Below are 12,816 nucleotides of genomic sequence, written 5' to 3' on the forward strand. Positions count from 1 at the left end.
TGATGAACAGGATTACCCATTACTTCAAGAGCCTGCTGCTGCTCGAACTGCTGGCCGGTCTCTGGCTGACGCTGAAGTACAGCTTCAAGCCGAAGTACACGATGATGTACCCGATGGAGAAGTTCCCGCAGTCGCCGCGCTTCCGTGGCCTGCACGCCCTGCGCCGTTACCCCAACGGTGAAGAGCGCTGCATCGCCTGCAAGCTGTGCGAAGCGGTGTGCCCGGCACTGGCCATCACCATCGACTCGGCCAAGCGCGAGGACGGCACCCGCCGTACCACCCGCTACGACATCGATCTGTTCAAGTGCATCTTCTGCGGCTTCTGTGAAGAAAGCTGCCCGGTGGACTCGATCGTCGAAACCCACATCCTCGAGTACCACTTCGAGAACCGTGGCGAAAACATCGTTACCAAGCCGCAGCTGCTGGCCCTTGGCGATCGTCTCGAAAACGAGATCGCCGAGCGTCGTGCCGCCGATGCCGCTTACCGCTGAGGTCGAGAGATGGATTGGGTAAATATCGCTTTCTGGGTGTTCGCCATCGCGGCAACGGTTTCGGCCGGTGCGGTGATCAGCGTGCGCAACCCGGTTCACGCCGTGCTCTGCCTGGTGCTGACCTTCTTCTCCATTGCCTGCGTGTGGCTGCTGGTGGGCGCCGAGTTCCTCGGTGTCGCGCTGGTGCTGGTCTACGTCGGCGCGGTGATGGTGCTGTTCCTGTTCGTGGTGATGATGCTCGACATCGATCCCACGAACCTGCGTGAGGGCTGGGTGCGCTACCTGCCGGTCGGCCTGATCGTTGCCGTCGCCATGCTGGTGCAGATGCTGATCCTGATCGGGGTGAAGGGCAGGGCGGTCAACGCCTTCCCGGCGGACAACGCTGCGGCCCTGGCCGCGGACACGTCCAACATCACCTGGCTGGCCCGCAGCCTGTTCACCGAGTACCTGCTGCCGTTCGAGTTCGCCGCCGTCATCCTGACCGTGGCCGTGGTTGCCGCCGTCATGCTGACCCTGCGTCGCCGCACCGGTGTCAAGGTCCAGAACCCGGGCGACCAGACCATGGTCAAGGCCTCGCAGCGTCTGCGCGTGGTCAAGATGGACGCTGAAAAGCCGCTGGTCCACAGCAACACCAAGCCGGTCGCGGGCGACGAGGAGACCCAGGCATGATCACTCTCGGCCACATCCTGGCGCTGGGCGCGGTGCTCTTCTGCATCAGCCTTGCCGGCATCTTCCTCAACCGCAAGAACATCATCGTCCTGCTGATGTCCATCGAGTTGATGCTGCTGTCGGTGAACATCAACTTCGTCGGGTTCTCGCGCCAGCTGGGCGATCCGTCCGGCCAGCTGTTCGTGTTCTTCATCCTGACCGTTGCCGCTGCCGAGGCCGCCATCGGCCTGGCGATCCTGGTGACCCTGTTCCGTACACGCCGCACAATCAATGTCGGCGAAGTCGATTCGCTGAAGGGCTGATCCACAGATGGAAATCACTCTCTCCAAGAGTCTGTTGATCGCAGTGGTGCTTGCACCGCTGTTCGGCAGCATCATCGCCGGCCTGTTCGGTCGCCAGGTCAAGCGCTTCGGCGCACAGACCGTCACCATCCTCGGCGTGGCCATCAGCTGCGCCCTGTCGATGTACACGCTGTACCAGCTGGTCTGGGGCGGTGCGCAGCCGTTCAACCAGAACCTGTACACCTTCTTCGAAGTGGGCCAGTACTCGGCCCATGTCGGCTTCATGGTCGACAAGCTGACCGCGATGATGATGGTGGTGGTGACGTTCGTGTCGCTGCTGGTCCACATCTACACCATCGGCTACATGGAAGAAGACCCGGGCTACCAGCGCTTCTTCAGCTACATCTCGCTGTTCACCTTCTCGATGCTCACCCTGGTGATGAGCAACAACTTCCTGCAGCTGTTCTTCGGCTGGGAAGCGGTGGGCCTGGTGTCGTACCTGCTGATCGGCTTCTGGTTCAAGCGCCCGACCGCGATCTTCGCCAACATGAAGGCGTTCCTGGTCAACCGCGTCGGTGACTTCGGCTTCCTGCTGGGCATCGCCGGCGTGCTGTGGGTGTTCGGCACCCTGGATTACTCGCAGGTGTTCTCGCAGGCCAGCGTGCTGTCCAGCCCGCAGGCGCAGATGCAGGTCTGGGACGGCACCGTGCTGGGCATGCAGCTGCTGAGCGAGCCGGTCGTCTGGTCGATCGCCACGGTCATCTGCATCTGCCTGTTCATCGGCGCCATGGGCAAGTCGGCCCAGGTCCCGCTGCACGTGTGGCTGCCGGACTCGATGGAAGGCCCGACCCCGATCTCGGCACTGATCCACGCCGCGACCATGGTGACCGCCGGTATCTTCATGGTCACCCGCATGTCGCCGCTGTTCGAGCTGTCGCAGACCGCGTTGAACTTCATCCTCTTCATCGGTGCCACCACCGCGTTCTTCACCGGCCTGATCGGCATCGTGCAGAACGACATCAAGCGCGTGGTCGCGTACTCGACCCTGTCGCAGCTGGGCTACATGACGGTTGCACTGGGCGTGTCGGCCTACTCGGCCGCCGTGTTCCACCTGATGACCCACGCCTTCTTCAAGGCGCTGCTGTTCCTGGGTGCCGGCTCGGTCATCATCGCGATGCACCACGAGCAGGACATGCGCAAGATGGGCGGCCTGCGCAAGTACATGCCGATCACCTTCATCACCATGTGGATCGGTACGCTGGCCCTGGTCGGTACGCCGTTCTTCTCCGGCTTCTACTCGAAGGACACCATCATCGAGGCGGCCGAGATCCACGCCCATATCCAGAACAGCTGGGTGGCCACCTATGGCTACTGGGCAGTGCTGGGTGGCGTGCTGGTGACCAGCTTCTACAGCTTCCGCCTGCTGTTCATGACCTTCCATGGTCCGGAACGCTTCCGCGATGCGCACCATGATGACCACGGCCATGACGACCATCATGCCGCCGATGCCCATCATGCCGACGCGCACCACGGCGATGCCCATGACGACCACGGCCATGGCCACGGTCCGCATGAGCCGCACGAAACCCCGTGGGTGGTGACCCTGCCGCTGATCCTGCTGGCCATCCCCTCGATCGCCATCGGTTTCTTCAGCATCGGCCCGATGCTGCACGGCACCGACTGGGCTGGCCACCACGCCCACGAGGCGATCAAGGGCCAGGCGACCACGTTCTTCACCGGCATCGTCGATTTCTACGATCCGGCCAAGAACACCGTCGGCTTCCTCGGCGAGGAGTTCCATGGTCCGGTGGCGTTCGCGCTGCACGGCATGATGCTGCCGCCGTTCTGGCTGACCCTGGCAGGCTTCCTGCTGGCCGCGCTGTTCTACCTGTGGAAGCCGGACCTGTCGGGCAAGGCCCGCAGGACCTTCGCTCCGCTGGTCTCGGTGCTGGAAAACAAGTACGGCTTCGACAAGCTGTGGATCGATGGCTTCGCCGGTGGCAGCGTCAAGCTCGGCAAGGTCGCACGCTGGATCGACAGCAACATCGTCGATGGCGTGGTCAATCTCTCGGCACGTGTTGTGGACGTCGCAGCCGGCGTGCTGCGTCGTACCCAATCCGGTTTCCTCTATCACTACGCCTTCGCGATGATCATCGGCCTGATTGCCCTCCTGGGCGTGCTGATGCATTACCTGCGTTGATGACCTGTACGGAATAAGAAGACGTGTCGAACTGGCCCCTACTCAGTGTCCTCATCTGGCTGCCGATCCTCGGCGGTGCCCTGATCCTTGCGATCCGTGATGCGCAGACCGCCCGCTGGGCGTCGATCGGCGTGGCGCTGCTGACCTTCGTTGCGAGTCTCTCGCTGCTCAGCGGCTACAACCCGGCTGCCGATGGCATGCAGTTCGTCGAGACCCATGCGTGGATCCCGGCGTACAAGATCGGCTACAACCTGGGCGTGGATGGCATCGCCATCGCGCTGATCCTGCTGACCACCCTGGTCGGCGTGCTGGCCCTGCTGGGCGCCTGGAGCGCGATCGACAAGCGCGTCAACCAGTACGTGGCTGCCTTCCTGATCCTGGAAGGCGTCACCGTCGGCATCTTCTCGGCCACGGACGCGATGCTGTTCTACGTGTTCTTCGAGGCGATGCTGATCCCGATGTTCCTCATCATCGGTGTCTGGGGCGGCCCGCGCCGCATCTATGCCGCGATGAAGTTCTTCCTGTACACCTTCCTCGGCTCCGTGCTGATGCTGGTGGCGCTGATCTACCTGTACATGAAGGGCGGCAGCTTCCAGCTGGCCGACCTGTACGCGCTGCCGTTGAGCGCCAAGGAACAGACCTGGATCTTCTTCGCCTTCCTGATCGCCTTCGCGGTCAAGGTGCCGATGTTCCCGGTGCACACCTGGCTGCCGGACGCCCACGTGGAAGCGCCGACCGCCGGTTCGGTCATCCTGGCCGCCATCGCCCTGAAGATCGGTGGCTACGGCTTCCTGCGCTTCAACCTGCCGATCGTCCCCGATGCGTCGAGCGAGTGGGCCTGGCTGGTCATCGCCCTGTCGCTGATCGCCGTGATCTACGTCGGCCTGGTCGCCCTGGTCCAGGACGACATGAAGAAGCTGATCGCCTATTCGTCGATCGCGCACATGGGCTTCGTCACCCTGGGCACCTTCATCGCCCTGTGGCTGGTGCGTGAAGCCGGCAACGCCGATGCCGCCCGCCTGGGCCTGCAGGGCGCCATGGTGCAGATGATCTCGCACGGCTTCGTGTCCGGTGCGATGTTCTCCTGCGTCGGCGTGCTGTACGACCGCATGCACAGCCGCCGCATCGCCGATTACGGCGGCGTGGTCAACGTGATGCCGTGGTTCGCCACCTTCGCCATGCTGTTCTTCATGGCCAATGCCGGCCTGCCGGGCACGAGTGGTTTTGCCGGTGAATTCATGGTCATCCTGGCTGCGTTCCAGCGCAATCCGTGGATCGCCCTGGGCGCCGCCACCACCCTGATCATCGGTGCGGCCTACACCCTGTGGCTGTACAAGCGCATCTTCTTCGGTGAAGTGGCCAACAGCCACGTGGCTGAGCTGAAGGACATCAACGGCCGCGAATGGGCGCTGCTGACCGTGTTCGCCATCGGCGTGCTGGCCCTGGGCATCTACCCCAAGCCGCTGACCGACCTGATGGAGCCCTCGATCGCGAAGCTGGCGATGCAGATCGCATCCAGCAAGCTGCTGTAATTCCAGGATTTGATGATGACCACCTCGCCGCTGTTGCCATTGACCGCCGCTGACCTGCCACCGCTCGCTCCCGAGCTGGTGCTGATCGGCAGCGCCTTCGCCCTGATGATCCTCGACCTGTTCGTCAGCAACCGGAACAAGATCGTCACCCACCTGTTCTCGGTCGCTGCCCTGGCCGTGGTGCTGTTCATGCTCGCCACCGGCGTGGGCGGGCAGGGTGAGGTCTTCCACGGCATGTTCGTGCGCGATACCGCCGCGGACGTGATGAAGACCGGGATCGTGCTGCTCAGCGGCCTGACCCTGGTCTACGGCTGGCGCTACCTGCGCGACCGCAACCTGTTCCAGGGCGAGATCCCGGTGCTGATCCTGTTCGGCACCGCCGGCATGATGATCCTGGTTTCGGCCGGCAGCCTGCTGATGGTCTACCTGGGCCTGGAACTGCTGGCCCTGTGCTCCTACGCCCTGGTGGCCAGCAACCGCGACAGCGGCCTGGCTTCGGAAGCGGCGATGAAGTACATCGTCCTCGGTTCGCTGGCATCGGGCCTGCTGCTGTACGGCATGTCGCTGATCTACGGCGCCACCGGCAGCCTGCACCTGGACGCCATCCAGGCCGCCATCCCGCATTCTGAGGAGCGTGTGCTGCTGATCACCGGTGCGGTGTTCATGATCGCCGGCGTCGCCTTCAAGCTGGGTGCCGCGCCGTTCCACATGTGGCTGCCGGACGTGTACCAGGGTGCCCCGGCACCGATCGCGCTGTTCATCAGCTCGGCACCGAAGCTGGCCGCCTTCGGCATGGCGTACCGCCTGCTGGAAATGGGCGTGGGTCCGCTGTCCACCGAACTGCAGCTGCTCATCGCCGGCCTGGCCGCCGTGTCGCTGGTCATCGGCAACCTGATGGCCATCGCGCAGAGCAACCTCAAGCGCATGCTGGCGTTCTCCACCGTCTCGCACATCGGCTTCCTGCTGATGGGCATCGCCGGTGGTGGCGCGCAGGGCTATGCCGCCGCGCTGTTCTACGCCCTGGCCTACGCCATCATGTCCACCGCCGCCTTCGGTGCGATCATCGCCCTGTCGCGCGCCGGCTTTGAAGCCGAGAACATCGAGGACTTCAAGGGCCTGAACGCCCGCAACCCGTGGATGGCCGGCCTGGTGCTGTGCATCATGGCGTCGCTGGCCGGCATCCCGCCGTTCCTGGGCTTCTGGACCAAGCTGGCCGTGCTCGGCGCAGCCGTCAACGGCGGCCTGCTGTGGCTGGCCATCCTGGGCGTGCTGTGCGCCGTGGTCGGCTGCTTCTACTACCTGCGCGTCATCAAGGTCATGTACTTCGATGAGCCGGTGGGCGAGGCCATGCCGCGCAACAACGACCGCGTGCTGGGCGTGGTGCTGGGCGTGAATGCCCTGGCACTGCTGGCTCTGGGCCTGGCCTGGAACCCGATCATGGTCTGGTGCCAGCAGGCATTTGCGCATCTTGCATAAAAGTTGACACAAAGCTGCGCGATTCGTGTAATATGCGCAGCCTGAGTTGTCACTGCAGCGGTTCAGCCAGAACATCGTTGCGGTAGCCCTCCTCGAAAGAGCAGGGCAGCAGTTCAAACACTTCCGGTGCGGGGTGGAGCAGTCTGGCAGCTCGTCGGGCTCATAACCCGAAGGTCGCAGGTTCAAATCCTGCCCCCGCTACCAAACATCGAAACGGCGCCAACCGATTTGATGAATGAGGGAAAGCTTGCATGTTTTGAAGTTATCACTCATAATTCCGCTTCTGATGCGGGGTGGAGCAGTCTGGCAGCTCGTCGGGCTCATAACCCGAAGGTCGCAGGTTCAAATCCTGCCCCCGCTACCAAGTAAAGAGATCGCCTTCGAAGTCCTGCTTCGAAGGCGTTTTTCTTTGGGGTCTTCCGTTTCTGTAGAGTCGAGCCATGCTCGACTACCTGCCGGAAAAGGGATCTGACCCCGGGCCCGCACCTTGCACCAGTGCGGTGCAGCCGCTATCATCAGCGGCCTAGGCAGTACCCCTGAAGGCGGCCTCCCATCGGGAGACCCGGTCCGGAAGGAGGGCTCGCAATCCGCTTACGCAGCGGGCTGCAACCGGAATCCAGTCACCGGAGTCTTTCCGGAAAAAGGGGCCCAGCGGGCCCTTTGTCGTTTCCGGGGCGTCATGTTTTCCCGCCGGCTGTGGCCGGCACCCAACCAAGAGATCAAGGCAGGCTGTGAGCGACAAGGCAACCGACATCGCGAATCTGCTCGCCCCGACCGTTGTGTCGCTGGGCCTGGAGCTGCTGGGCGTTGAGTATCTGCCGGCCCCCGGCGGTGCGACCCTGCGCCTTTACATCGACGTGCCGCTGGCTGAACAGCCCGAGCGCATCATCAACGTGGACGATTGCGAGCGCGTCAGCCGCGAAGTGTCCGCGCAGATGGACGTGGAAGACCCGATCAGCGGCAATTACACGCTGGAAGTGTCCTCGCCGGGCGTCGACCGTCCGCTGTTCAACCTGGAGCAGTTCACCCGTCACCTCGGCGAAATGGCCAAGGTCACGCTGAAGCTGCCGCAGGACAACCGTCGTCGCCTGCAGGGCCGCATCGAAGCGACCGACGAGGCCGCGGACACCATCACCTTCATCGTCGACAAGACCGAAGTGGTCGTGTCGGCCGACAACATCGACAAGGCCCGGATCATGCCGGACTGGGTTGCCCTGGGCCTGGCCCCGAGCAAGCCGACCGGCCCGGCGCCGAAGCGTCCGAAGCCGGACAAGAATTCTTCTTCCAACGAGCCGGCGGCAAAAAAGCCGCGCGCGGAGTGAGCCAATGAGCAAGGAACTGTTGCTGGTAGTGGACGCGGTCGCCAACGAGAAGGGCGTGCCGCGTGAAGTGATCTTCGATGCGATCGAGGCCGCCCTGGCTTCCGCAGCGAAGAAGCGCTATCCCGACGAGGAAGTGCTGGCCCGCGTGGTCATCGACCACAAGGATGGCAGCTACGAAACCTTCCGCCGCTGGGAAGTGGTGGCCGATGACGTGGTCATGGAATCGCCGGACCGGCAGATCCGCCTGATGGACGCCATCGACGAAGCCGAAGGCGTGGACGTCGGTGACTACATCGAAGAACAGATTGAAAACCCCGATTTCGGCCGCATCGCCGCCCAGGCCGCCAAGCAGGTCATCGTGCAGCGCGTGCGCGAAGCCGAGCGCCAGCAGGTCGTCGATGCGTGGAAGGATCGCGTCGGTGAGCTGATCACCGGTGTGGTCAAGCGCGCCGAGCGCGGCAACATCTACGTGGACCTGGGCGGCAACGCCGAAGGCTTCATCCCGAAGGACAAGGGCATCCCGCGCGACGTGCTGCGCGCCGGTGACCGCGTGCGCGGCTACCTGGCCGAAGTGCGTTCGGAACCGCGTGGCCCGCAGCTGTTCATCAGCCGCGCCGCCCCGGAATTCATGATCGAGCTGTTCAAGCTCGAAGTGCCGGAAGTCGGCCAGGGCCTGGTGGAAATCAAGGCCTGTGCCCGCGATCCGGGCGACCGCGCCAAGATCGCCGTGCTGGCCCACGATACCCGTACCGATCCGATCGGTGCCTGCATCGGCATGCGCGGTTCGCGCGTGCAGGCCGTGTCCAACGAGCTCAATGGCGAGCGCGTGGACATCGTGCTGTGGAACGACAGCCCGGCCAACTTTGTCATCAACGCGATGGCGCCGGCCGAAGTGCAGTCGATCATCGTCGATGAAGACAAGCACTCGATGGATCTGGCCGTGGCCGAAGACCGCCTGGCCCAGGCCATCGGCAAGGGCGGCCAGAACGTGCGTCTGGCCAGCCGCCTGACCGGTTGGCAGCTGAACGTGATGACCCAGGACCAGGTCACCGCCAAGTCCGAAGCCGAGCAGGCCTCGGCCCGCCAGCTGTTCATGGACAAGCTGGAAGTGGACGAGGAAATCGCCGGCATCCTGGTCAGCGAAGGCTTCGGCACGGTTGAAGAAATTGCATATGTCCCGGTCGGCGAACTGCTGGCCGTGGAAGGTTTCGACGAGGACATCGTCGAAGAGCTGCGCGCTCGTGCCCGCGATGCGCTGCTCAATGAGGCCCTGGCAGTCGAGGAAGGCCTTGAAGACGGCCAGCCGGCGCAGGACCTGCTGTCCCTTGAGGGCATGGACGAAGCCACCGCTTACGCGCTGGCCGGCCACGGCGTGCGCACCAGCGAGGAGCTTTCCGACCTGGCCGCCGACGAGGTCATGGACTTCGGCATCGAAGGGCTGGACCAGGAGCGCGCCGCGGCGCTGATCCTGGCCGCGCGTGCCGAGGAGATCGCCCGACTGGAACGCGGCGAATGAGCCGGCAATGAACAGGGCCCTGAGCCGATCAGGGCGTAGAATCCGCGCCACCTCCATCTGCGGGGGGGCGCCCACAAGATCATAGGATCCGAATGTCGCAGCAAACCACCATCCGCAAGCTTGCCGAACTGGTCAACACGCCGGTCGAGAAACTGCTGGAACAGCTGGCCGGTGCCGGCATGAAGTTCAGCGGTCCCGACCAGGTCGTGACCAGCACCGAGAAGGTGAAGCTCCTGGGCTTCCTTCGTCGTTCGCACGGCAAGCCCGAGCAGGCCCCGGAGGAGACTGATCAATCTGCAAAGAAGATCACGCTCAACCGCCGGAAACAGCAGGAAGTGACGGTCAATTCCGGTCGCAGCAAGACGACCGTGAATGTCGAGGTGCGCCAGAAGCGTACCTACGTCAAGGATGGTGCGCGTGCCATGACGCCGGACGAAGAGCGTGCCGACATCCTGCGCAAGCTGGAAGAGTCGCGCGCCCGCAACCTCGCCGAACAGCAGGCCCTGGCCGAAAAGGATCGTCTGCGCGACGAAGCCATCGTCCGTGCCCGTGAGGAAGAAGTTGCCGCCAAGGAACGCGCCGAGGCCGAGAAGAAGGCTGCCGAGGAAGCTGCAGTGGCCGCCAAGGCCGCCGAGGCCCTGGCTGCCACCAAGCCCAAGCGTGCGCCGATCGACGAAACCGCGCCGCGCCCGCCGCGTGCCCCGGCTGCTGCTCCGGCCGCACCGCGTGGTGCACCGCCGGCGCCGCCGCGCAGCGACGACCGCAACAACCGCAGCGCGCCGCGCAACGAGCGTGGCCCGGGCGATCGCTTCGCCGGCCAGATGCACCTGTCGGCTGCCGACCGTGCGCGTCGTGGCAACAGCAACAACAGCAACAACCGTGGTCGTCCGGGTGGCCGCAACCAGAGTGGCGGCCGTCGCGACATGTCGCGTGGTGGCAACAATGCCGGTCCGCACGGCTTCGAGCGTCCGACCGCACCGGTCGTGCGTGAAGTGGCGATCGGCGAAACCATCACCGTGGCCGACCTGGCGCAGAAGCTCGCGCTGAAGGGCGGCGAGGTGGTGAAGGCGCTGTTCAAGATGGGCGTGATGGCCACCATCACCCAGTCCATCGACCATGACACCGCCGCGCTGGTGACCGAAGAACTCGGCCACAAGGCGATCCGTGCCAATGACAACGATGCCGAAGACGCACTGCTGGCCTCGACCGGTGGAGACCAGGGCGAAGCCGTGCAGCGCCCGCCGGTGGTCACCATCATGGGCCACGTCGACCACGGCAAGACCTCGCTGCTGGATTACATCCGCCGCACCAAGGTCGCCCACGGCGAAGCCGGTGGCATCACCCAGCACATCGGTGCGTACCACGTTGATACGCCGAAGGGCGTCATCAGCTTCCTGGATACCCCGGGCCACGCCGCGTTCACCTCGATGCGTGCCCGCGGTGCCAAGCTGACCGACATCGTGGTGCTGGTGGTTGCCGCCGACGACGGCGTCATGCCGCAGACCAAGGAAGCGATCCAGCACGCCCGTTCGGCGGGTGTGCCGCTGATCGTGGCCATCAACAAGATCGACAAGTCCGGTGCCGACCCGATGCGGGTCAAGAACGAGCTGCTCTCCGAGCAGGTCGTGGCCGAAGACTTCGGTGGTGACATCCAGATGGTGGAGATCTCGGCCAAGACCGGCCTGGGCATCGACGACCTGCTGGACGCCGTCTCGGTCCAGGCTGAACTGCTGGAACTGAAGGCCGTCGACGAAGGCCGCGCCGCAGGCGTGGTGATCGAATCGTCGCTGGACAAGGGCCGTGGCCCGGTTGCGACGGTGCTGGTGCAGCAGGGCCGCCTGAAGAAGGGCGACTACCTGGTGTGCGGCATCCAGTACGGCCGCGTGCGTGCGCTGTTCGACGAAACCGGCAAGCAGCCGGAGTTCGCTGGCCCGTCCATCCCGGTGCAGGTCCTGGGCCTGTCCGGCGTGCCGGAAGCCGGTGACGATTTCGTGGTCGTCGAGGACGAGCGCCTGGCCAAGGACGTTGCCCAGCAGCGTGAGACCAAGCGCCGTGAATCGCGCTTGGTTGCCACCGCTGGCAGCCGCATGGAAGACATCATGGCGACCCTGGGCAAGGGCGAGGGCCAGCAGGTCCTCAACCTGGTCATCAAGGCCGACGTGCAGGGTTCGGTGCAGGCCCTGAGCCAGGCACTGGTCGCGCTGTCCAACGAAGACATCCGCATCAACGTGATCCACTCCGGCGTGGGCGGCATCACCGAGTCGGACGCCAATTCGGCCGCCGCTTCGAAGGCCACCGTCATCGGCTTCAACGTGCGTGCGGATGCTTCGGCCCGTCGCATCATCGAATCCAACGGCGTGGACCTGCGTTACTTCTCGATCATCTATGACGTGATCGACCAGGTGAAGCAGGTGGCCTCCGGTCTGCTGGGCGTGGAAATCCGCGAAGAGATCATCGGTATCGCCGAAGTCCGCGACGTGTTCCGCAGCTCCAAGCTGGGCGCCGTTGCCGGTTCGATGGTCATCGAGGGCGTGGTCAAGCGCAACAAGCCGATCCGCGTGCTGCGCGACAGCGTGGTGATCTTCGAGGGCGAGCTGGAATCGCTGCGCCGCTTCAAGGAAAACGTCGAGGAAGTCCGCAACGGTACCGAATGCGGTATCGCGGTGAAGGCCTACAACGACGTCAAGCCGGGTGACCAGATCGAGTGCTTCGAGCGTATCGAAGTGCCGCGCACCCTGTAATGCTGCAAGGTGGCCCGACCAACGGTCGGGCCCTACCGTGATGTAGAACCCGACCAACGGTCGGGTACCATGTAGATGTAGCGCCCGACCGTTGGTCAGGCGACCCTGTAGATGTAGCGCCCGACCGTTGGTCGGGCGGCCATTGAATCAAGAGTAGCGCCCGACCGTTGGTCGGGCGACAACTGAACCAAGAGCCTCTCGTGCCCAAGACTTTCCATCGAACCGACCGTGTCTCCGCCCAGCTGCGCCGTGAACTCGGCACCCTGGTGCACAACGCCGTGCGCGAGCACGGGTTGCCCTCGGTGAGCGTGTCCGACGTGGAAATCACCCGCGACATGGCCCATGCCAAGGTGTTCGTCACCGCGCTGATGCCGGAACGTTCGGCCGAAGCCGTGGCCGGGCTGAAGGAGCTGGGCTACCGCCTGCGCATGGACCTGGCCCGCGCGATGAAGCTGCGCCACGTGCCCGAGCTGCATTTCCACTACGACGACTCGGTCGACCGTGGTGAGCACATCGACAACCTCCTGCGCGACCTGCCCGATACACTGGCCGCGGAGAAGCGTCGCGAGAGCGACGAAGAATAAGCTT

The 12,816-nt window shown here is 64.3% G+C and carries 10 protein-coding genes and 2 tRNA genes; all 12 read left to right on the top strand.

Annotated features, from left to right (window positions below; genetic code table 11):
* The first annotated feature begins 2 nt into the window (after positions 1-2).
* Positions 3-491: an NADH-quinone oxidoreductase subunit NuoI gene (gene nuoI, locus C1926_RS02375; RefSeq protein WP_005410456.1), complete on the top strand. Its 489-nt coding sequence runs from the start codon at positions 3-5 to the stop codon at positions 489-491.
* A gap of 9 nt (positions 492-500) precedes the next feature.
* Entirely contained in the window at positions 501-1,160 is a 660-nt protein-coding gene (locus C1926_RS02380; protein ID WP_079222605.1) for an NADH-quinone oxidoreductase subunit J, read from the top strand.
* Positions 1,157-1,462, top strand: coding sequence for an NADH-quinone oxidoreductase subunit NuoK (gene nuoK / locus C1926_RS02385; RefSeq protein ID WP_053519917.1), 306 nt, complete (start codon positions 1,157-1,159; stop codon positions 1,460-1,462). Before C1926_RS02380 ends, nuoK begins: the two co-directional genes overlap by 4 nt.
* A 7-nt stretch (positions 1,463-1,469) precedes the next feature.
* The gene (gene nuoL, locus C1926_RS02390; protein ID WP_108758141.1) at positions 1,470-3,641 is read left to right on the top strand and encodes an NADH-quinone oxidoreductase subunit L; all 2,172 of its coding nucleotides are present in this window, start codon (positions 1,470-1,472) and stop codon (positions 3,639-3,641) included.
* 23 nt (positions 3,642-3,664) lie between these two features.
* Positions 3,665-5,173 (top strand): NADH-quinone oxidoreductase subunit M, encoded by a 1,509-nt coding sequence (locus C1926_RS02395; protein ID WP_079222603.1) that lies wholly within the window; start codon positions 3,665-3,667, stop codon positions 5,171-5,173.
* Positions 5,174-5,188: 15 nt separating this feature from the next.
* On the top strand, positions 5,189-6,649 hold the full coding sequence (gene nuoN, locus C1926_RS02400; protein WP_108758142.1) for an NADH-quinone oxidoreductase subunit NuoN: 1,461 nt from the start codon (positions 5,189-5,191) through the stop codon (positions 6,647-6,649).
* 127 nt (positions 6,650-6,776) lie between these two features.
* Positions 6,777-6,853: transfer RNA gene (locus tag C1926_RS02405), tRNA-Met, on the top strand.
* 83 nt (positions 6,854-6,936) lie between these two features.
* Positions 6,937-7,013 (top strand) — tRNA-Met (locus tag C1926_RS02410).
* A gap of 367 nt (positions 7,014-7,380) precedes the next feature.
* Complete coding sequence (gene rimP / locus C1926_RS02415) at positions 7,381-7,971, top strand: ribosome maturation factor RimP (protein ID WP_108758143.1); 591 nt, start codon at positions 7,381-7,383, stop codon at positions 7,969-7,971.
* A 4-nt stretch (positions 7,972-7,975) separates the two neighbouring features.
* On the top strand, positions 7,976-9,487 hold the full coding sequence (gene nusA, locus C1926_RS02420) for a transcription termination factor NusA (protein ID WP_108758144.1): 1,512 nt from the start codon (positions 7,976-7,978) through the stop codon (positions 9,485-9,487).
* A gap of 92 nt (positions 9,488-9,579) precedes the next feature.
* Positions 9,580-12,228 (top strand): translation initiation factor IF-2, encoded by a 2,649-nt coding sequence (gene infB / locus C1926_RS02425; protein ID WP_108758145.1) that lies wholly within the window; start codon positions 9,580-9,582, stop codon positions 12,226-12,228.
* A 200-nt stretch (positions 12,229-12,428) separates the two neighbouring features.
* Positions 12,429-12,812, top strand: a complete 384-nt coding sequence (gene rbfA / locus C1926_RS02430) for a 30S ribosome-binding factor RbfA (protein ID WP_019660575.1) — start codon at positions 12,429-12,431, stop codon at positions 12,810-12,812.
* Positions 12,813-12,816 lie beyond the last annotated feature (4 nt).

The sequence above is a fragment of the Stenotrophomonas sp. ZAC14A_NAIMI4_1 genome (genome assembly GCF_003086915.1).
Classification (GTDB): domain Bacteria; phylum Pseudomonadota; class Gammaproteobacteria; order Xanthomonadales; family Xanthomonadaceae; genus Stenotrophomonas.

Bases quoted from the DNA above. Each gene is read 5' to 3' on its own strand.
- nuoI (WP_005410456.1), top strand. From the start codon at position 3: ATGAACAGGATTACCCATTACTTCAAGAGCCTGCTGCTGCTCGAACTG.
- C1926_RS02380 (WP_079222605.1), top strand. From the start codon at position 501: ATGGATTGGGTAAATATCGCTTTCTGGGTGTTCGCCATCGCGGCAACG.
- nuoK (WP_053519917.1), top strand. From the start codon at position 1,157: ATGATCACTCTCGGCCACATCCTGGCGCTGGGCGCGGTGCTCTTCTGC.
- nuoL (WP_108758141.1), top strand. From the start codon at position 1,470: ATGGAAATCACTCTCTCCAAGAGTCTGTTGATCGCAGTGGTGCTTGCA.
- nuoN (WP_108758142.1), top strand. From the start codon at position 5,189: ATGACCACCTCGCCGCTGTTGCCATTGACCGCCGCTGACCTGCCACCG.
- nusA (WP_108758144.1), top strand. From the start codon at position 7,976: ATGAGCAAGGAACTGTTGCTGGTAGTGGACGCGGTCGCCAACGAGAAG.
- infB (WP_108758145.1), top strand. From the start codon at position 9,580: ATGTCGCAGCAAACCACCATCCGCAAGCTTGCCGAACTGGTCAACACG.